18 protein-coding genes and 1 pseudogene are annotated in these 20366 nt (G+C 62.0%); 9 read left to right on the top strand and 10 right to left on the bottom strand.

Features of this window, described 5'->3' with window-relative positions; translation table 11 throughout:
• The first annotated feature begins 45 nt into the window (after positions 1-45).
• The gene (locus tag ABX75_RS09200; RefSeq protein ID WP_047881798.1) at positions 46-1614 is read left to right on the top strand and encodes a TerC family protein; all 1569 of its coding nucleotides are present in this window, start codon (positions 46-48) and stop codon (positions 1612-1614) included.
• 40 nt (positions 1615-1654) lie between these two features.
• Here ABX75_RS09200 and ABX75_RS28355 read toward each other — a convergent pair.
• A pseudogene (locus ABX75_RS28355) lies at positions 1655-1924 on the bottom strand (thioredoxin family protein); the annotation flags it as partial.
• Between the two features lie 75 nt (positions 1925-1999).
• The gene (locus tag ABX75_RS09195) at positions 2000-2248 is read right to left on the bottom strand and encodes a hypothetical protein (RefSeq protein WP_034113974.1); all 249 of its coding nucleotides are present in this window, start codon (positions 2246-2248) and stop codon (positions 2000-2002) included.
• A 304-nt stretch (positions 2249-2552) separates the two neighbouring features.
• On the opposite strand from ABX75_RS09195, the gene ABX75_RS09190 reads away from it, so the two are divergent.
• The 8 genes from ABX75_RS09190 to ABX75_RS09155 all read left to right on the top strand — a co-directional run bounded on the left by ABX75_RS09190 (position 2553) and on the right by ABX75_RS09155 (position 9027).
• Positions 2553-3401 (top strand): transporter substrate-binding domain-containing protein, encoded by an 849-nt coding sequence (locus tag ABX75_RS09190; RefSeq protein ID WP_034098334.1) that lies wholly within the window; start codon positions 2553-2555, stop codon positions 3399-3401.
• A gap of 52 nt (positions 3402-3453) precedes the next feature.
• Positions 3454-4116 carry an amino acid ABC transporter permease gene (locus ABX75_RS09185; protein ID WP_034098333.1) on the top strand — a complete coding sequence of 221 codons (663 nt, stop codon included), beginning with the start codon at positions 3454-3456 and terminating at the stop codon, positions 4114-4116.
• 12 nt (positions 4117-4128) lie between these two features.
• Complete coding sequence (locus tag ABX75_RS09180) at positions 4129-4791, top strand: amino acid ABC transporter permease (RefSeq protein ID WP_034098332.1); 663 nt, start codon at positions 4129-4131, stop codon at positions 4789-4791.
• On the top strand, positions 4788-5570 hold the full coding sequence (locus tag ABX75_RS09175) for an amino acid ABC transporter ATP-binding protein (RefSeq protein WP_034098330.1): 783 nt from the start codon (positions 4788-4790) through the stop codon (positions 5568-5570). The genes ABX75_RS09180 and ABX75_RS09175 overlap by 4 nt, the downstream gene beginning before the upstream one ends.
• Positions 5571-5586: 16 nt before the next feature.
• Entirely contained in the window at positions 5587-5976 is a 390-nt protein-coding gene (locus ABX75_RS09170; protein ID WP_034098329.1) for a RidA family protein, read from the top strand.
• Between the two features lie 74 nt (positions 5977-6050).
• Positions 6051-6815: an IclR family transcriptional regulator gene (locus ABX75_RS09165; protein WP_034098328.1), complete on the top strand. Its 765-nt coding sequence runs from the start codon at positions 6051-6053 to the stop codon at positions 6813-6815.
• A gap of 9 nt (positions 6816-6824) precedes the next feature.
• Positions 6825-8033: an amino acid deaminase gene (locus tag ABX75_RS09160; protein WP_047881797.1), complete on the top strand. Its 1209-nt coding sequence runs from the start codon at positions 6825-6827 to the stop codon at positions 8031-8033.
• 85 nt (positions 8034-8118) lie between these two features.
• Positions 8119-9027 (top strand): sugar kinase, encoded by a 909-nt coding sequence (locus tag ABX75_RS09155; RefSeq protein WP_047881796.1) that lies wholly within the window; start codon positions 8119-8121, stop codon positions 9025-9027.
• A 108-nt stretch (positions 9028-9135) separates the two neighbouring features.
• Here ABX75_RS09155 and ABX75_RS09150 read toward each other — a convergent pair whose 3' ends face one another.
• From ABX75_RS09150 to ABX75_RS09115, 8 genes are all read right to left on the bottom strand, one after another.
• Complete coding sequence (locus ABX75_RS09150) at positions 9136-9411, bottom strand: peptidylprolyl isomerase (RefSeq protein ID WP_034098324.1); 276 nt, start codon at positions 9409-9411, stop codon at positions 9136-9138.
• 31 nt (positions 9412-9442) lie between these two features.
• Positions 9443-11992: a PAS domain-containing sensor histidine kinase gene (locus ABX75_RS09145; RefSeq protein WP_034098323.1), complete on the bottom strand. Its 2550-nt coding sequence runs from the start codon at positions 11990-11992 to the stop codon at positions 9443-9445.
• A 142-nt stretch (positions 11993-12134) separates the two neighbouring features.
• Positions 12135-14087 (bottom strand): acetoacetate--CoA ligase, encoded by a 1953-nt coding sequence (locus tag ABX75_RS09140; protein ID WP_034098321.1) that lies wholly within the window; start codon positions 14085-14087, stop codon positions 12135-12137.
• A gap of 60 nt (positions 14088-14147) precedes the next feature.
• Positions 14148-14921, bottom strand: a complete 774-nt coding sequence (locus ABX75_RS09135; RefSeq protein ID WP_034113961.1) for a 3-hydroxybutyrate dehydrogenase — start codon at positions 14919-14921, stop codon at positions 14148-14150.
• Positions 14922-14928: 7 nt separating this feature from the next.
• On the bottom strand, positions 14929-16320 hold the full coding sequence (locus ABX75_RS09130; RefSeq protein ID WP_034098319.1) for a GntP family permease: 1392 nt from the start codon (positions 16318-16320) through the stop codon (positions 14929-14931).
• Positions 16321-16604: 284 nt separating this feature from the next.
• Entirely contained in the window at positions 16605-18005 is a 1401-nt protein-coding gene (locus ABX75_RS09125; RefSeq protein WP_047881881.1) for a sigma-54-dependent Fis family transcriptional regulator, read from the bottom strand.
• Positions 18006-18048: 43 nt separating this feature from the next.
• The gene (locus ABX75_RS09120; RefSeq protein ID WP_047881795.1) at positions 18049-19620 is read right to left on the bottom strand and encodes an ABC transporter ATP-binding protein; all 1572 of its coding nucleotides are present in this window, start codon (positions 19618-19620) and stop codon (positions 18049-18051) included.
• 10 nt (positions 19621-19630) lie between these two features.
• Positions 19631-20366 (bottom strand): ABC transporter permease (locus tag ABX75_RS09115; protein WP_047881794.1); only part of this gene is annotated, 736 nt, incomplete at its 5' end.

Raw genomic sequence — 20366 nt, 5'->3', positions numbered from 1 at the left:
CTTTGCCATGTCCGGCATTCTGAATTCAACCAAGAGACTTTATAAATGGAATGGTTAGCGGATCCAACGGCCTGGCTCGGCTTGTTGACCTTGATTGTGCTGGAACTGGTACTGGGTATCGACAACCTGGTGTTTATTGCGATCCTGGCGGACAAGCTGCCGCCGGAGCAGCGCGACCGAGCGCGGTTGATCGGTTTGTCCCTGGCCTTGCTGATGCGCCTGGGCCTGCTGGCGAGTATTTCCTGGCTGGTGACGCTGACCCAGCCGCTGTTCGAGGTGTTCGACAAGAGCTTCTCGGGCCGTGACTTGATCATGCTGTTCGGCGGTGTATTCCTGCTGTTCAAGGCCACCATGGAATTGCATGAACGCCTTGAGGGGCATGTGGCGCAACGTTCGGGTACCGCGGCATACGCACTGTTCTGGCCGATTGTGGCGCAGATCGTCGTGCTCGATGCGGTGTTCTCCCTGGACGCGGTGATTACCGCCGTGGGCATGGTGGACGAACTGGCGGTGATGATGATCGCGGTGATCATTTCCATCGGGTTGATGATCGTCGCGAGCAAGCCGTTGACTCGCTTCGTCAACGCTCACCCTACGGTGATCATGCTGTGTCTGGGCTTCCTGATGATGATCGGCTTTGCCCTGACCGCCGAAGGCCTGGGCTTCCATATTCCGAAGGGCTACCTGTATGCGGCCATCGGTTTCTCGATTTTGATCGAGGTGTTCAACCAGATTGCCCGTGCCCGTCGCAAGAAGTCGGCCCAGGGCGTGCTGCCGGTGCGTGAGCGCACTGCCCATGCGGTCATGCGCCTGTTGGGCGGACGCAGCCTGGCGGTGGAAGAGGTGGGTGAGGACGTGGCCGATCTGCTGGGCGAGCCCGATGCAGCGCAAGGCCCGCTGTTTGACCGCCGTGAGCGGGTGATGATCAGCGGCGTGCTGCAACTGGCCGAGCGACCGATCCGCAGCTTGATGACGCCGAGGGCCAAAGTCGACTTTATCGACCTGTCGGACGATCTCGATACGATTCGCCTGAAACTGATGCATTCGTCCTACTCGCGGCTGCCGTTGATCCGCAACGGTGCCGTTGATGAGCCATTAGGCTTCGTACACAAAAAGGAATTGCTCAAGGAATACCTGGCCGGTAACGAGCCGAACCTGGAGCACTTGGCACGCCGGGCGATCAACCTGTTGGACAGTTTTTCGATCCTCAATGCGCTGGAACAGATGCGCCAGGAGTCGACCCATATCGCCTTTGTGATCAACGAATTCGGTGATTTTATGGGGGTGCTGAGCATGACCGACATTCTTGAGTCCATCGCTGGCGAACTGCCGGACGCCAGCGAAATCGAAGGGCCGGATATTGTCGAGGAAGGCGCAGGCTTTCGCGCCAATGGCGCGCTGAACCTCCACCAGGTTCGCCAGCGCATCGGCTTCAACGCGGTCGCTACCGCGGATTACCAAACCTTGGCGGGACTGGTGATGAGCCTGCTCGATCGTCTACCCGTGGTGGGCGACTGCCTGGAGCATGAGGGTTGGCGTTTGACGGTGGTGGCGGTGGAGGAACGGCGGGTGACGCAGGTGTTTTTGCAACGTGGTGAGGGGCATAGCGTTTGAACGTGTCCTGCAATAGCTCTCGCCGCTTGTCCTCAGGCCCGAAATACTTGAGCGTTTCCATCATGGTTCCGCGTGAGTAGATCAGTAGCGTCGGGGTCCCCGTCACGAGGGGGTGCCTCGGCGTGTTGGCACAGTCGAGTACCAGGCTGCGAATCTGTGGGTATTGGGCTGCTGTCTCAACGAACAGAGGGCCGATACCCGCGCAAGCCGAGCAACGCTCGGACACAAACAGCATGAAAACCGGATGTGGCGTGCTCAGTAGCCGTTGGTATTCGTCGGCATCGGCGATGGTTGCAGTGGCATACCCCATGGCGATGATCCTCCTGGAAAGTGCTGGTTGTGCCCAACGCTAATCCGGGCTCGCCCTTGCGTCTACTGTCAACCTTTACAGGTCCTCCTCCCGTTCCGCGCGTTCCCGCGCCTTGCGTGCCTGGTTGGCGCACTTCCTGTATTCCTCGTTATCGCGAGAGGCCTTGGCGCGACGATAATCGTGATGGTTCTGACTGGTGTAATTGGCATCGAACGACTCCTTGAGTCTGGCCAACTCCTCCTTGCACGCGCGACGATCCTCGCTGCCCAACGCATTCCCGGCCACCAACGCAAAAAACACCAGACCTATAACGCTGACCTTCATCACCACCCCCTCAACCTCAGCCGGCCCACACCCTTCACAGCCTAGCCCTCCAGGCCCATTTTTCCACGCCCACCATCGCCCTCAATTGAGGCGTTCTCACCCAAACTGGGGCCCCGGGTAGCACTCATGCCGCAAATGCTGGCTCATCGCCGTATAACGCCGCAGAGCTATGTTACTGATCTGCATGGTATTTCCCTTCAGCGTATGTTTTCGCCTTCGCCTATGGCACACTTTCTGCTGTCTATTCCGTTGTTACATACTAGGTTCCGGTATAGCGGAATACACAACCTCTGGAGTGCTTGTCATGCATCACCGACCTTCCGTGTTCAAAGCGTGTGTTTTTCTCTTCGCCGCATCGGCTTCCCTCGCCACCGTTGCGCAGGCGGCGGGCAGCAAGCTCGATGATGTGCTCAAGCGTGGGCATCTGATCGTGGGTACAGGCAGTACCAATGCGCCGTGGCACTTCCAGGGAGCGGATGGCAAGTTGCAAGGGTTCGATATTGATATCGGTCGCATCGTGGCCAAAGGTCTGTTCAATGATCCGAGCAAGGTCGAGTTCGTGGTGCAATCGTCCGACGCGCGGATTCCCAACCTGCTGACCGACAAGGTCGACATGAGTTGCCAGTTCATCACCGTTACCGCCAGCCGCGCGCAGCAGGTGGCGTTTACCTTGCCTTACTACCGCGAGGGTGTGGGCCTGCTGCTGCCGAACAACAGCAAGTACAAGGAAATCGACGACCTGCAGGCCGCTGGCGATGGCGTTACCGTCGCCGTGCTGCAGAACGTGTATGCCGAAGAGTTGGTGCACCAGGCGCTGCCCAAGGCCAAGGTCGATCAATACGACAGCGTTGACCTGATGTACCAGGCCGTGAACTCCGGGCGCGCGGACGCCGCCGCCACCGACCAGTCCTCGGTCAAATACCTGATGGTGCAAAACCCCGGCCGCTACCGCAGCCCGGCCTACGCTTGGAGTCCGCAGACCTATGCTTGCGCGGTCAAACGCGGCGATCAGGACTGGCTGAACTTCGTCAACACGGCACTGCATGAAGCCATGACTGGTGTGGAATTTCCCACCTACAAAGCCTCCTTCAAGCAATGGTTCGGCGTGGACCTGCCGGAGCCGGCGATTGGCTTCCCTGTCGAGTTCAAGTGACGTGTGAAAACCGGGGCGCCGCCACCGGCGCCCCTCTCAGGTAGCGTTGACCATGAATTATCAGTTGAACTTTGCCGCCGTCTGGCGCGATTTCGACACCTTGCTGGCGGGGCTCGGGTTGGGTCTGCAACTGGCATTGCTGTCGATCGCCATCGGCTGCGTGATCGGCCTGCTGATGGCGTTTGCCATGCTGTCCAGGCACCGCGCCTTGCGCATCCTGGCGTCGGTGTACGTGACGGTGGTGCGTAATACACCGATTCTGGTGTTGATCCTGTTGATCTACTTTGCCTTGCCCAGCCTGGGCATTCGTCTGGACAAAATCCCTTCGTTCATCATCACCTTGTCGCTTTACGCCGGGGCGTATCTGACCGAAGTGTTCCGTGCCGGGCTGTTGAACATTCCCAAGGGCTTGCGCGAAGCCGGCCTGGCCATCGGCCTGGGCGAGTGGCGCATCCGCGCCTATATCACCGTGCCCGTGATGCTGCGCAACGTGCTGCCGGCGCTGTCGAACAACTTTATCTCGCTGTTCAAGGACACCTCCCTGGCCGCCGCGATCGCCGTACCGGAACTGACTTATTACGCCCGCAAGATCAACGTCGAAAGCTACCGGGTGATTGAAACCTGGCTGGTCACGACCGCGCTCTACGTGGCCGCCTGTTACCTCATTGCCTTGTTGCTCCGTTACCTGGAACAACGTCTGGCGATCCGTCGTTAAGGAGGGTTCCCCATGTACGAATCTCCCAGTTGGCTGCACGAGTTGTGGATCGCCCGAGACACCCTGTGGGCGGGGTTTCAGGCCAGTGTTTATGTGTCGGCGCTGGCCATTCTTTTCGGCACGCTGATCGGTATCGTCGCCGGGTTGATCCTGACCTATGGCAAGTTCTGGATGCGTGCACCGTTTCGCCTGTATGTCGACCTGATCCGTGGCACGCCGGTGTTCGTGCTGGTGCTGGCGTGCTTCTACATGCTGCCGGCGCTCGGCTGGCAGATCAGCGCATTCCAGGCCGGCGCGGTCGGGCTGACGTTGTTCTGTGGCTCCCATGTGTCGGAAATCGTACGTGGCGCACTGCAAGCCATTCCCCGTGGGCAACTGGAAGCGGGCAAGGCGATCGGTCTGACGTTCCGACAATCCCTGGGCTACGTGCTGTTACCTCAGGCGTTGCGCCAGATCCTACCGACCTGGGTCAATTCCTCCACGGAAATTGTCAAAGCCTCGACCTTGCTGTCGGTGATCGGCGTGGCCGAATTGCTACTGAGCACCCAGCAAGTGATCGCGCGTACCTTCATGACCCTGGAGTTCTACCTGTTCGCCGGGTTTTTGTTCTTTGTCATCAACTACGCCATCGAGTTATTCGGGCGCTACATTGAAAAGCGGGTGGCCTTGCCATGAACCAATCTCACACAACCGAACCGCTGCTGAATATTCGCGGCCTGCGCAAACAGTACGGCGAGGTAGAAGTGCTCAAGGGCGTCGACCTGTCGATGCAGCGCGGTAATGTGGTGACCTTGATCGGCTCCAGCGGTTCGGGCAAGACCACGCTGCTGCGGTGTGTCAATTTGCTGGAGGAGTTCCAGGGCGGCCAGATCACCCTGGACGGCGAGTCGATCGGCTACAGCGACGTCGGCGGCAAACGCGTGCGTCACCCGGAGCGCGTGATTGCCCAGCACCGGGCGATGACCGGCATGGCGTTCCAGCAGTTCAACCTGTTCCCGCATTTGACCGCGTTGCAGAACGTAACCTTGGGCTTATTGAAAGTTAAGAAAATGCCTAAGGACCAAGCCGTTGCTCTCGCGGAAAAATGGCTGGAGCGTGTAGGACTTTTAGAGCGGCGCAATCACTTTCCCGGCCAGTTGTCCGGCGGCCAGCAACAGCGTGTGGCGATTGCCCGTGCGATTGCGATGAACCCCAGCTTGATGCTGTTCGACGAAGTCACCTCAGCCCTCGACCCGGAACTGGTGGGCGAAGTGCTCAGTGTGATCAAGGGCCTGGCGGAAGAGGGCATGACCATGTTGCTGGTCACCCATGAAATGCGTTTTGCCTATGAAGTGTCCGACCAGATCGTGTTTATGAACCAGGGGCGTATTGAGGAGCAGGGTTCGTCGAAGGACATCTTCGAACGTCCACAATCGCCGCGCCTGGCGGAATTTTTGAAGAACATTCGTTTTTAATCAGGAGCACATTGTTATGAGCATCACTCGTTACGGAGCCGGCAGCACTGCCGGCGGTGGCCAGCCTCGGCCTTTCGCGCGTGCCGTGGAGGCGGATGGCTGGTTATACGTGTCAGGCCAGGTGCCAGCAGTGGACGGCGAAATCATCACCGGCGGCATTGTCGAGCAAACCCACCAGACCCTGCGCAACGTTGTGGCGATTCTGGAAGAGGCCGGCTATGAATTGAAAGACGTCGTACGGGTCGGCGTATGGCTGGAAGACCCGCGGGACTTCTGGAGTTTCAACAAAGTCTTCGGCGAATACTTCGCCCCGGAACACGCCCCGGCGCGGGCCTGTGTGCAGGCCAACATGATGGTCGATTGCAAGGTCGAGATCGATTGCGTGGCCTACAAGAAAAAAGGCTAAATGCTTCGACTTCCATACAGAACCCATGTGGGAGGGAGTGGCTCCCCCCACATTCCACCGGACCGAAAACCATCATGACCGAAGACACCATCAAACGCCGCGCCAAAGGCCTGGACCGAGCGTTCGATATCCTCGATTTTCTCAAGGAAATCGGCCAACCGCTGCGCCCGAACGATATAGCCAGCGGCATCGGCAGCCCCAAGTCCACGGTCTATGAACTGGTCGCTTCGTTATTGGAACGGCGCATCCTGGAAACGGTGGGCAAGGACGGCCACGTCTACCTCGGCCGCCAACTGTACTTTCTCGGTCAGGCGCACCTGCGCCATTTCGACCTGACCCGCGAGGCCGACCATGCCTTGCAGGAAATCGTCAGCCAGACCCACGAAACCGCCCAGATGTGCCTGCTCAATGGGCGCAAATACACCGTGGCGCTGATGCGCGAAGGCGAGCGGCATTTCCGCATCTCCTCGGATATCGGCGAAAACGCGCCCATCCCCTGGACCGCCTCCGGGCGTCTGCTGCTGGGGCACTTGAGCGATCAGCAGATTGTCGACCTGATCGACCCCGAAGATTTCATCCTGCCGGACGGTCAGCGCCTGCCGCTGGAGACTTTCCTGGCGCAGATTCGTCAAGCCAGCCTCGACGGTTTTTTCTCGTTCGACAGCGTGGCCGACACCTTCACCCATTGCTTCGCCGCCCCTGTGCGGGATGCCCAAGGGGTCAGCATCGCGACCCTGTGCATCGTCGCGCCCCGGGCCGACGCCCTCAACAACTACAGCGACTATCGCCGGGTGCTGATCGACAGCGCCAACAACCTGGCCCGTCGCATCAACGAATAGGAACCTCTTATGCCTGCCCTCAATGCCGTCGAAAAAGGCGCTGCCGCCATCGGCGCCCACTTGGTCCGCGACGTCAGCCTGCCGGCCCTGGTGCTGCACCGTGACGCCCTGGAACACAACATTCGCTGGATGCAGACGTTTGTCAGCAACAGCGGCGCCGAGCTGGCGCCCCATGGCAAGACCAGCATGATGCCGGCGCTGTTCAAACGGCAGATCGAGCAGGGCGCATGGGGCATTACCCTGGCCAGCGCAGTGCAGACCCGTGCTGCTTATGCCGGTGGCGTGCGCCGCGTATTGATGGCCAACCAGTTGGTGGGCGCGCCGAATATGGCGCTGATCGCTGACCTGTTGGCCGATCAGGATTTCGATTTTCATTGCATGGTCGATCACCCGGATAACGTCGCCGACCTCGGGTTGTTTTTCGCTGCCCGCGGCCTGCGTCTGAACGTGATGATCGAATACGGTGTGGTCGGCGGCCGTTGCGGGTGCCGCAGCGAGCAGGAAGTGCGCGACCTGGCCCGGGCGATCAAGGCCCAGCCGGCCCTGGCGCTGACGGGCATCGAAGGTTACGAAGGGGTGATCCACGGCGAGCACGCCATCCGCGGTATCCGCGATTTCGCCGCGAGCCTGGTGCGCCTGGCGATGGAGCTGCAAGACAGCGGCGCGTTCGATCTGGCCAAGCCCATCGTCACCGCCTCGGGGTCGGCCTGGTACGACCTGATTGCCGAGTCGTTCGAAGCGCAGAACGCCGCCGGACGTTTTCTCAGCGTATTGCGCCCCGGCAGCTACGTGGCCCACGACCACGGCATCTACAAAGACGCGCAATGCTGCGTGCTCGACCGTCGCAGCGATCTCAACGAGGGCCTGCGCCCAGCCCTGGAAGTCTGGGCCCACATGCAATCCCTGCCGGAGCCGGGGTTTGCGGTGATCGCCCTGGGCAAGCGTGACGTGGCCTACGATGCCGGCCTGCCGGTGCCGCTCAAGCGCTACAAGGCCGGTGTCCTGCCGGCTGAAGGCGATGACGTGAGCGCCTGCGTCGTCACCGCAGTGATGGATCAGCACGCCTTTATGACCGTGGCGCCGGGCGTGGAGCTGCGCATCGGCGACATCATTTCCTTCGGCACCTCGCATCCGTGCCTGACCTTCGATAAATGGCACGTCGGCTGCCTGGTGGATGAGCAATTGCAAGTGATCGAATCCCTGCACACCTGCTTCTAACCCGCGCAGCCCCCCACCGTATGCGTTCCAATGTGGGAGGGGGCTTGCCCCCGATGGGGCCCTCAGCCACACCAGAGACTCAGGCATGAACACAACCCCTCGCATCGCCCTGATCGGCGAATGCATGATCGAACTGCAACACCGCGCCGACGGCAGCCTGCACCAGAGCTTCGGCGGCGACACCCTCAACACCGCGGTGTACCTGCGCCGTGAGCTGGGCGCTGGTGGCGGCGTCGACTACGTCACCGCCCTGGGCGATGACAGCTTCAGCGATGCGATGTGCCAGCAATGGGCCGACGAAGGTCTCGGTCTGGGCCTGGTGCAACGCTTGCCGGGGCGTTTGCCGGGTTTGTATTGCATCCAGACCGACGCCCAAGGCGAGCGCAAATTTCTGTATTGGCGCAACGAAGCCGCCGTGCGCGACTGCTTCACTACGCCCGCCGCCGAGCCCGTTCTGGCGGCGCTGCACGGCTACGACGTGGTGTATTTCAGCGGCATCACCCTGGCCGTGCTCGGTGAGATCGGCCGCGGGCGCCTGCTGCAAGCCCTGATCGAAACCCGCCGCCGTGGTGGCCGGGTGGTGTTCGACAACAACTATCGCCCGCGCCTGTGGCCCAGCGTGGAAGCGGCCCGCGCGGCGTATCACGCGGTGCTGGCCGAAGTGGATATCGCCTTGCTCACCGAAGATGACGAGCGCGCATTGTTTGGTTATGAGGACGCCGAGCAGGTGTTCGCGGCCTATCCAGCCATCGCCGAGGTGGTGCTCAAGCGTGGCGCAGATGCGTGCCTGATCCGCTGCAACGGCGGGCGGTTTTCTGTACCGGCGTTAAAGGTCGGTAAGGTGGTGGATACCACGGCGGCGGGGGACTCGTTCAGCGCGGCATATCTGGCCAGCCGGCTCCAGGGTGGTTCACCCGAGGCGGCGGCATTGGCTGGACATCGTCTGGCCAGTCGGGTGATTCAGGTGCCGGGGGCATTGATTCCCCAGGGGTGAATGGGCGCCTTCGGCGGATCGGGGGCAAGCCCCCTCCCACAGTCGATTGCATTGCTCCAGATATATGCGGGAGAGGGCTTGCCCCCGATGGGACCCTAAAGGCATCCCTCAATCGCGATAAAACACCTGCACCAAGTGATACCCGAACTTGCTCTTGATCGGCCCATGCACCACCCGCAGCGGCTTCTTGAAAATCACTGCGTCGATCGCCCCCACCATCTGCCCCGGCCGGATCTCACCCAAATCACCGCCACGTTTGCCCGACGGGCAGGTGGAGTACTTCTTGGCCAGCACATCAAAGGCTTCGCCCTTGGCAATGCGCTGCTTGAGTTGTTCGGCTTCTTCGCTGGTTTTCACCAGGATATGACGGGCTTGGGCTTTCATTGATCTCTACCAGGTGTGCGACGGCGCGCGATTATGCCTGAAGTCCTTCGTCGACGCCGATCATGCCGCGGATTTTGGTGGCCAGCAGGTCGATGGAAAACGGCTTGGCCACCATGTCCATGCCATCCTCCAGAAACCCTTGGCGCTCGGCAGCCGTTTCGGCGTAGCCGGTCATAAACAGCACCTTGAGGCCCGGACGGTGCTGGCGGGCGATTTCCGCCAGTTGCCGGCCGTTCATGCCCGGCAGGCCGACGTCGGTCACCAGCAGGTCCACACGCAGGTCCGATTCCAGCAACGGCAGGGCGGTCCGGGCGTCCGCCGCCTGGTGCGCGGTGTAGCCCAATTCGTCCAGCAGGTTCACCACCAGCATGCGCACCGCCAGGTCATCCTCGACCACCACCACCGCTTCGCCCGCCAAAGCCACCGGCGCTTCACCGAGGCTGGCCGGCAGGCTGCTTTCCAGTGACGTGCCGTGCAGGCGCGGCAGGTAGAGGCGCACACAGGTGCCCTGGCCCGGCGCGCTCTGGATGGTCACATGGCCGCCGGACTGTTGGGCAAAGCCGTAGATCATCGACAGCCCCAGGCCGGTGCCCTGGCCGATGGGTTTGGTGGTGAAGAACGGGTCGAACGCCTTGGCGAGTATTTTCGGCGCCATGCCGGTGCCGTTGTCGCACACCCCGAGCATCACGTAATCGCCGGCCTTGACCGGTTCGAGGGTGGTGATGTCGGTGCCGTCCAGGTAGCTGTTGGCGGTTTCGATCAGTAGCTCGCCGCCATCGGGCATGGCATCGCGGGCATTGATCACCAGGTTGAGCAGGGCGTTTTCCAACTGGCTGGCGTCGGTGTTGACCGGCCAGATGTCCTGGCCCAGCTTCACTTTGAGGGTGATATGCGCGCCCTTGGTACGGCGAAACAGGTCTTCCAGGGATGCCACCAATTGGTTCGGGTCCAACGGGCGGCGGTCCAGCGACTGGCGGCGCGAGAACGCCAGCAGCCGGTGGGTGAGGGCGGCGGCGCGATGGGCGGAGGCCACGGCGGCGTCGGTAAAACGGCCGATTTCATCGCTGCGCCCGGCGGCGATATAGCGCTGCATCAGGTCGAGACTGCCGATAATGCCGGTGAGCATATTGTTGAAGTCGTGGGCGATGCCACCGGTGAGCTGGCCCACCGCTTCCATTTTTTGCGCATGGCGCAGGGCGTCTTCGGCACGTTCACGTTCGTACATTTCGTTTTGCAGGCGCTGGTTGGCCTCGGCCAGGGCCTGGGTGCGCTGGGCCACCCGTTCTTCGAGGTTTTCGTTGAGGTGGCGCAAGGCCTCCTCGGTGAGTTTGCGTTCGGTCTCGTCGATCACAAAGATGTAGAAACCATTGACCGAACCGTCGTTGCTGAAGCGTGGCAGGTACTTCATCAGTGCGTGCCGCGGCCGCCCATCGCGGTGCGGCGTGACGGTGAGGAAGCTACAAGCCTTGCCCTTAAGCGCGGCGGCGATTTTGTCCGCGCGCCCGGCGTACACCTCCTCGCCGAGCACTTCGCGGATGGTTTTTCCGTACAGTTCCTCGGGCGTCTTGCCGTACCACTCCAGATACGCGCTGTTGTTCAGGCGAAAGCGCTCGTCGTGGTCCACATAACCGATCAGCACCGGCATGGCGTTGATGATCAGCTGCAATTCGGTCTGGCTCTGGCGCAGGGCCTGTTCGGTGTGCTTGCGTTCGGTCAGGTCCAGCGCCGCGCCAAGGAAGCGCGCCGGACGGCCCTGTTGATCCTTGTAGCAGCGGCCGCGGGCGAACACCCAGCGCACCTCGCCATCGGGCTGCAACAGGCGGTATTCCTCGGCGTATTCGGTGCCGTTGGTGATGCAATACTTGATACTGCGCGTCACCGTGCCACGGTCTTCGGGGTGTACGCCTTGCAGGTAATCGCTGATGGGCAACAGGCCGGCGTCCGCCGGATCGACACCGTGCAGGTAGGCGAAGTGGGCGTCGGCGATGAAATGGTCTTCGCCGATGTCCCAATCCCAGGTGCCCACCGCGTCGGTGGCGGCCAGGGCCAGTTGCAGGCGCTCCTCGCTGTTGTGCTGGGCCTTGAGGCTGGCCTCGGAGCGCTGTTGCAGCTCCAGGGCTTTGCTGCGCCGCTCGTTGGTTTCGATGGCGGTGACCAGAATGCCAGCGACCTCGCCGCTTTCGTCGCGGATGGGGCTGTAGGTGAGGTCCAGCCAGATCTCGGTATCGCGCTGGTTGCGCTGCAGCACAAAGCGCTGCTCGCTGAAGGTGCGCACCTGCCCCTCCATCACGGCGTTGTAGATCGGTGCGGTGAAGCTCTCCAGTTCCGGCCAAGCCTGGTGTGCCGGCTGGCCCATGGCGCCGGGGTGCTTGTTGCCCGCCAGTCGGGCGAAGCCATCGTTATACAGCTGAATAAGTTGGTGGCCCCACAACAGGAGCATCGGCATCGGAGAGTTGATCACGATGTCGACCGCTGTGCGCAGGCTTTGCGGCCAGTCATTGGCCTCACCGAGCGGGCTGTGTGCCCAGTCCAGCCGCGCGATCAATGCAGCGGCTTCGCTACCGGTGGATGTTCCATTCATGAAAAAGCCCTGAGCGTAACGCCTTGAAAGATGAAAACACCCATTATCCCGTGAGTCGGCCCTGGGTGACTACCCGGGAAAAATAGCACGCATTGGCGTTTTGTCTTGCAAATCAGCTGCTCCGGGCTGAAACCTTTCATCTTCACGCCAGTTCGGGACGGTCGCGAAAAGCCTCCAGTGCTTGGGGGTTGGCCAGGGCATCGGTGTTCTTCACCGGTTCGCCGTGCACCACATTGCGCACCGCCAGTTCGACGATCTTGCCGCTGATGGTGCGCGGAATGTCATGGACGGCGAGGATCTTCGCCGGCACATGGCGTGGCGTGGTGTTGGCGCGGATCACCTGGCGGATCTGCTGTTGCAACGCGTCATCCAGCTCGACGCCATCGTCCAGACGCACAAACAGCACCACCCGCACATCGTCCTGCCAGCGTTGGCCGATGGCCAGGCTCTCCAGCACCTGGGGCACCTTCTCCACTTGGCGATAGATCTCGGCGGTGCCGATGCGCACGCCGCCGGGGTTGAGCACCGCGTCCGAGCGCCCATGGATCAGCAGGCTGCCATTGGCGCGCTCCTCGGCGTAGTCGCCCTGGGCCCACACGCCGGGAAACTGAGCGAAATACGACGCGCGCAGCTTCTGCCCGTCGTGGTCGTTCCATAGGCCGATGGGCATGGCCGGGAAGTGACGGGTACACACCAGTTCCCCCTTTTCGCCGATCAACGGCTGGCCCTTCTCGTCCCACACTTCGATGGCCATCGCCAGGCTCTTGCATTGCATTTCGCCACGGCGCACCGGCAGCACCGGGTTGCCGATCACAAAACAGGAGACGATATCGGTGCCGCCGGACATCGACGACAGGCACAGCTCGGCCTTGATCTCGCGGTAGACGTAGTCGTAGCTCTGGGGCGACAACGGCGAGCCGGTGGAGATCAAGCCCTTGAGGCTGCTCAGGTCATGGCTCAGACGCGGTTGCAGCCCGGCCTTTTCCAGGGTGGCGAGGAACTTGGGGCTGGTGCCGAACACGCTGATACGTTCGGCATCGATCAGGTCGATCAAGCGCTCGGGCCCCGGATGAAACGGCGAGCCGTCATACAGCACCGCCGTGGCGCCCAGGGCCAGTACCGAGACCAGCCAGTTCCACATCATCCAGCCGCAGGTGGTGTAGTAGAACAGGCAATCGTCGCGGGACAGGTCGGCATGCAGGCCATGTTCCTTCAGATGGGTGAGCAACACACCGCCGGTGCCATGGATGATGCACTTGGGCACTCCGGTGGTGCCGCTGGAATACAGGATGTACAGCGGATGATCGAACGGCACAGCGACAAACGCCGGTTCGCCGCCGGGTTGGTAGGCGTCCTGCCACAGGGTGACGCGGGCCCGGGTGCGATAGTCCTCGACCCGTGCCTCGGGCCGTGCGTAGGGCACTACGATCAGTTGTTCCAGGGACGGCAGGCGTTCGAGGATTTCATTGAGCTTGGCGCTTTGGTCGATGATTTTGCCGGCATACCGATAACCGGCGCAGGTGATCAGCACCTTGGGTTCGATCTGGCCGAAGCGGTCGATCACGCCTTGGGTGCCGAAATCCGGCGAGGAGCACGACCAGATCGCCCCAAGGCTGGTGGTGGCGAGCATACCCACCAGGGTCTGCCAGGTGTTGGGCATGCACGCCGCGACCCGGTCACCCAGACCAACGCCCGCCGCTCGCAGGCTGTTTTGCAAGCCGGCGACATGGGCGGCGAGTTCGGCGTAGGTCAGTTGTTCGCGCTGGCCGTCTTCGCCGATGGCGATCACGGCCGGGTGATGGTCGCGGCGACGCAGCAAATGCTCGGCAAAGTTCAGGGTCGCGCCGGGGAACCACTGAGCGCTGGGCATAGCGTCCCCTTCGATCAGTACGGCGTTGGGCGGGCTGCGAAACTGCACATCGAAGAACGCCACGATGGCCTGCCAGAACTCGGCGCGCTGGTCGATGCTCCACTGGTGCAGGGCCGGATAGTCGCTAAGCTGCACGGCGTGGCGATCATTGATAAAGCGCCGGAACTGGTCCATGCGCGTCGTACGGATGCGTTCCGGGGAGGGTTGCCAGAGGATCTCGGACATCAGCAGGGTCTCTTGTTCTTATGCACGTCTTGCAAACGACAGCGTTTCGCTGTGTTTGATCTATTGGGCCAGCCAGCCACCATCGATATTCCAGGCCGCGCCACGCACCTGGGCGCCGGCCTCGCTGCATAAGAACAGCACCAGCTCGCCCAGTTGCGACGGGGTCACGAATTCCAGCGACGGTTGTTTCTCCGCCAGCAGATCGTGCTGCGCCTGCTGCGGGTCCACGCCTTGGGCGATGCGATCGTCGATCTGTTTCTGCACCAGCGGCGTCAGCACCCAGCCGGGGCAGATCGCGTTGCAGGTCACGTTGCTGGTGGCGGTCTCCAGGCCCACCACTTTGGTCAGGCCGATCACGCCATGCTTGGCCGCCACATAAGCTGCCTTGCCCACCGAACCGACCTGGCCATGCACCGAAGCGATATTGACGATACGCCCCCAACCCTTGGCCTTCATGCCCGGCAGACCCAAGCGCGTGCTGTGGAATACCGACGACAGGTTGATCGCGATGATGGCGTCCCAGCGCTCGGCCGGGAAGTCTTCCACCGCCGCCACATGCTGGATGCCGGCGTTGTTCACCAGTATGTCCACACCGCCGAACTCACGCTCGGCATAGGCAAACATGTCGGCGATCTGCGCCGGGTCGCTGACGTCCGCCGGATGGTGGCCGACCTGTCCGCCATAGGCTTGCACTTGGGCGATTACCGCACTGGCGTCGCCGAAGCCGTTGAGGATCAGGTTGGCGCCGGCCTTGGCCAGGCTCAGTGCAATGCCCAGGCCGATGCCGCTGGTGGAACCGGTGACCAGGGCGGTCTTGCCGTTCAATGTCGTCATGTTCACCTCACACAATGCCAGTGGCATAGAAAGTACCGATCACCACGAACACCGCAAGGGTCTTGATAATCGTGATGCCGAAAATGTCCTTGTAGGCTTCGCGGTGGGTCAGGCCGGTGACCGCCAGCAGGGTGATCACCGCGCCGTTGTGGGGCAGGGTGTCCATGCCGCCGCTGGCCATGGCCGCGACCCGGTGCAGCACTTCAAGGGGGATATTGGCCGCGTGGGCCGCCGCGATAAAACTCTCGGACATCGCCGCCAGGGCGATGCTCATGCCGCCCGAGGCGGAACCGGTGATACCGGCCAGCAACGTCACTGTGATCGCCTCGTTGACCAACGGGTTGGGGATGCCCTTAAGCCAGTCCGCCAGCACCAGAAAGCCCGGCAACGAAGCGATGACCGCACCGAAGCCGTATTCCGACGCGGTGTTCATCGCCGCCAGCAATGCACCGCTGACCGCGCTTTTGCTGCCTTCGGCGAGTTTGCTCTTGATCGCCGAGAAGCCGAACACCAGCACCACGATAATCCCCACCAGCAACGCCGCCTGCACCGCCCAGATTGCCGTGAGCTTGGCGATTTCGGTGGTCACCGGCGCGCTCATGCCCGGCAGGCTAAGGCTGTGGGTCTTGCCGTACCACTGCGGGATCCAGTGGGTGAACAGCAGGTTCATCACCCCCACCAGGATCAGCGGCGACAGCGCGATCCACGGGTTGGGCAACGTCAGGTTCTCGGCGGTTTCCGGCTCGTTGCGCAGTTCGGTGCCGTAGCCTTCACCGGCGCGCTGGGCCTTGTTGCGCTGGCGCGCCAGGTAAAGCATGCCGGCGCAGAACACGAAAATCGTGCCGATCAGCCCCAGCCAAGGCGCCGCCCAGGCGGTGGTGTTGAAGAAGGTGCTGGGGATGATGTTCTGGATCTGCGGCGTGCCGGGCAGGGCGTCCATGGTGAACGAAAACGCACCCAGGGCGATGGTCGCCGGGATCAGGCGCTTGGGGATATTGCTCTGGCGGAACATCTCCGCCGCAAACGGGTACACCGCGAACACCACCACAAACAGCGAGACGCCGCCGTAGGTGAGCAGGGCGCAGACCAGCACGATCACCAGCATCGCCTGGCGCGTGCCGAGCAAACGGATCGCCGCGGCCACGATCGAACGGGAAAACCCCGACAGTTCGATCAGCTTGCCGAACACCGCACCGAGCAGGAACACCGGGAAATACAGTTTGATAAAGCCGACCATTTTTTCCATGAACACCCCGGTAAAGGCAGGGGCGACGGCGGAGGGGTCGGTCAGCAGCACCGCGCCTAGGGCGGCGATGGGGGCGAACAAGATAACGCTATAGCCACGGTAGGCAGCCAGCATCAGCAGCGCGAGGGCTGCCAGGGCAATGATCACACTCATGGTGTGTCTCCAGATAGGATTGTTATTTTTGTGGTGACGCGGTGGGGAAGGGCTATAGCGAGATGCGTGCCAATTACTTAACTTGTTGAAATGTATGAATATTTTTAAATTGGCTTCTGCTTGTGTCTCAATCTAGAGACAATCCCGGGCCGAATGTGGGAGGGGGCTTGCCCCCGATAGCGGTGTATCGGTATCAGATGTGCTGACTGGCCCACTGTCATCGGGGGCAAGCCCCCTCCCACAGTGGTCGTCTATTTATTGAGAGTTAAGTCTCTGATTGGAGATCAGGTGATACCTAGCGCGACCATTTTCTTGTACAACGTCGACCGCCCCAGCCCCAACCGCTTAGCCGCCTCCACCACATTCCCATCACAGGCCTTGAGCGCCGCCACAATCACCTGCCGGTCAAACCGCTCCCGCGCCGCGTTGTAGCTTTCACCTTCCTCCGCCATCACGGCAGTGCTACGTGCCACCGGGCTGAAGGTGCCAATGGCCGCACGGACTTCCTGGGCGTTCAATATCAAGTCATCACTTAACAGCGCCGCGCGCTCCAGTACGTTGCGCAACTCACGGATATTCCCCGGCCAGGCATGCTGGGCCAATAAGTCCAGGGCTTCGCGGTCCAGTTCGTGATGGCTGCGCAGTTCTTCCAGGATCGCCTCGCTGAGCGCCGGAATATCTTCCAAGCGTTCGCGCAGGGGCGGGACCTGGATCGGCAGCACATTAAGGCGGTAATACAGGTCCGCGCGAAACTCGCCACGTTTGATCGCCGCCTCAAGGTCCATCGACGTGGCCGCAATCACCCGTACGTCGCTGTGTAGCATCTCGTTGGAGCCGACCGGTTCGAACTCCTTTTCCTGCAACACCCTTAGCAGTTTGCTTTGCAGCGGCAGGGGCATGTCGCCGATTTCGTCGAGAAACAGCGTGCCGCCCTGGGCAATCTGGAACTTGCCGGGGCGGCCCTTGCGGTCGGCGCCGGTAAACGCGCCGGGCGCAGTGCCGAAGAACTCGGCTTCGAGCAGGTCATGGGGGATCGCCGCGCTGTTGATGCTCACAAATGCCTTGTGTGCCCGTGACGAGGCGCCATGAATGGCCTGGGCCAGCAACTCCTTGCCGGTGCCGGTTTCCCCCAGTAGCAACACCGGCGACTCAGTCTTGGCGCTGCGCCGCGCCCGGCGTTTGACTTCCAGGCTCGCGGCGCTGGTACCGATAAAGTGCGCGAAGGTGTACTTGCTCTGGCGTGAGCGCAGCAACGAGCGGGTGGAGGCCAGTTCCTGCTGCATGCTCATGTAGCGCTCGATCAATGGCGACAGGTTGCGCAGCTCATCGAACAGCGCGAAGCCGATGGCACCGATCACCGCCCCGGCATCGTTGTGAATCGGCAGGCGCATCACCACCAGCGGGCCTTTGGGAGTGTCCTGGATATCCAGCAGGATCGGCCGGTCGGTGCGCACCACCTGGCGCAACAGGCTGTTGGAAATCACCCGCTCGCAGGGTTGGCCGATGGCCTCATCCGCGCTGTTCAGGCCGAAGCGCTTGGCGTAGCGCTCGTTCATCCACACGATATTGGCGTCGCGGTCGACGATCACCGTGCCTTCGCTGGACTGCTCGATGATTTCGAACAGCGACTGGATGGCCAGGCCGCGTACCTGTTGGTAATCGGTGAGGTTATCGGTGAGGTTCATGCCCATGCCGCCAGCAAAAGGGTGAGTGAAGTTCCATAACGTCCTACAGCGGAATATGCGCCGCTGCCATCAGTTCCTTGGTGTAGGGGTGTTGCGGCGACTCGAACACGTCGTAGCTGGCGCCGCGCTCCACCACCTTGCCCTCCTTGATCACGATCATGTCGTGGGCCATGGCCCGCACCACGGCCAGGTCATGGCTGATAAACAGGTACGTCAGGCCGTATTTTTCCTGTAGTTCACGCAGCAGCGCCACCACTTGCTTTTGTACGGTGCGGTCAAGGGCGGAGGTGGGTTCGTCCAGCAGCATCAGCGCCGGCTTGAGCACCAGCGCGCGGGCGATGGCGATGCGCTGGCGCTGGCCGCCGGAAAACTCGTGGGGGTAACGATGCCGACTGGCGGGGTCCAGGCCCACGTCCTTGAGCACCTGGATCACCTGCGCTTCGCGCTCGGCCAGGCTGCACGGGGCGTGCACCTCCAGGCCTTCGCTGATGATCTGCTGCACCGACATGCGCGGGCTGAGGCTGCCATAAGGGTCCTGGAACACCACCTGCATCTGCTTGCGCCATGGTCGCATCTGGTGATGGTTGAGGGTATCGAGGGCCTGGCCCTGGAAGCGGATGCTGCCGTGGGAGTCCAGCAGGCGCAGGATCGCCTGGCCGAGGGTGGATTTACCCGAGCCGGATTCACCAACGATGCCCAGGGTCTTGCCACGTTGCACGCTGAGGCTGATACCGTCCACCGCGCGCAGGTAGGTCTTGCGTTGAAATAGCCCGCCACCGAGACGGAACTGCACGCTCAGGTCCTCCACTTGCAACACCGTCTCGCGTTCCTCGCTGCACAGTGCATCGCCCGCCGGTTCGGCATCCAGCAGCAGGCGGCTGTAAGGATGCTGCGGCGCGCTGAACAGAGCCTGGCATTCGGCCTGCTCGACGATCTCGCCGGCGTGCATCACGCACACCCGCTGGGCGATGCTGCGCACCAGGTTGAGGTCATGGCTGATCAGCAGCAGCGACATGCCCAAGCGTTGTTGCAAGGATTTGAGCAGCAGCAGGATCTTGCGCTGCACGGTCACATCCAGCGCGGTGGTAGGTTCGTCCGCGATCAAGAGTTCCGGCTCGCACGCCAAGGCCATGGCGATCATCACCCGTTGGCGTTGGCCGCCGGACAATTGGTGGGGATAGGCCTTGAGGCGCTCCCTCGGTTTCTGGATGCCGACCATGTCGAGCAGTTCCAAGATACGCGCCTGCGCCGCTTTGCCGTCCAGGCCTTTGTGCAGCAACAGGGTTTCACCGATCTGCTTTTCGATGCTGTGCAGCGGGTTGAGGGAGGTCATCGGCTCCTGGAAGATCATGGCGATACGGTTGCCGCGCAGTTTCTGCAAGGTCGCCGCCGGGGCGCCCACCAGCTCTTTGCCGCGATACTTCACCGAGCCGGTGGTGGCAGTGCCGGCTTCGGGCAACAGTTGCAGGATCGAATGGGCGGTCACCGACTTACCCGAGCCCGACTCACCCACCAGTGCCAGGCATTCGCCGGGGCGCACATCCAGGCTCAAGTTGTGTACCACGGTCTGGCCGTTGAAGGCGACGCACAGGTCGCGGATCTCGATCAGGTTCATTTGCAATCACTCATGAGCGTGGGTCGAAGGCGTCACGCAACGCCTCGCCGATAAAGACCAGCAGCGACAGGATCAGCGCCAAGGTGAAAAACGCGGTCAGGCCCAGCCACGGCGCCTGCAGGTTCTGTTTGCCCTGGGCGATCAATTCACCGAGGGACGCACTGCCCGCCGGCATGCCGAAACCGAGGAAGTCCAGGGCGCTCAAAGTGGAAATTGCCCCGGTCAAAATGAATGGCAGGTAGCTCAAGGTCGCAGTCATGGCGTTGGGCAGGATGTGCCGGCCAATGATCTTGCCGTCCCCCAGGCCCAAGGCCCTTGCGGCCTTGACGTATTCCAGGTTGCGCCCGCGCAGGAACTCGGCGCGCACCACGTCCACCAGCGCCAGCCAGGAAAACAGCGCCATGATCCCCAGCAGCCACCAGAAATTCGGCTCCACGAACCCCGACAGAATGATCAGCAGGTACAACACCGGCAAACCGGACCACACTTCAAGCACGCGCTGTCCGATCAAGTCCACCCAGCCGCCGTAGTAACCCTGCAACGCGCCGGCCGCGATGCCGATGGCCGCGCTGATCGCGGTGAGCGCCAGGGCAAACAGAATCGAGACCCGCGCGCCGAAGATCACCCGTGCCAGCACATCCCGCGACTGATCGTCGGTGCCCAGCCAGTTCACCGCCGAGGGCGGGCTGGGGGCAGGGCGGGTCAGTTCGTAGTTGGGGGTATCGTCGCTGAACGGGATCGGCGGG

The organism is Pseudomonas sp. ARP3, from assembly GCF_001029595.1.
Taxonomy (GTDB): Bacteria; Pseudomonadota; Gammaproteobacteria; order Pseudomonadales; family Pseudomonadaceae; genus Aquipseudomonas; species Aquipseudomonas rhodesiae.
Note: the sequence above shows the minus strand (reverse complement) of the source record. Positions and strands in the feature narration are given on the sequence as shown.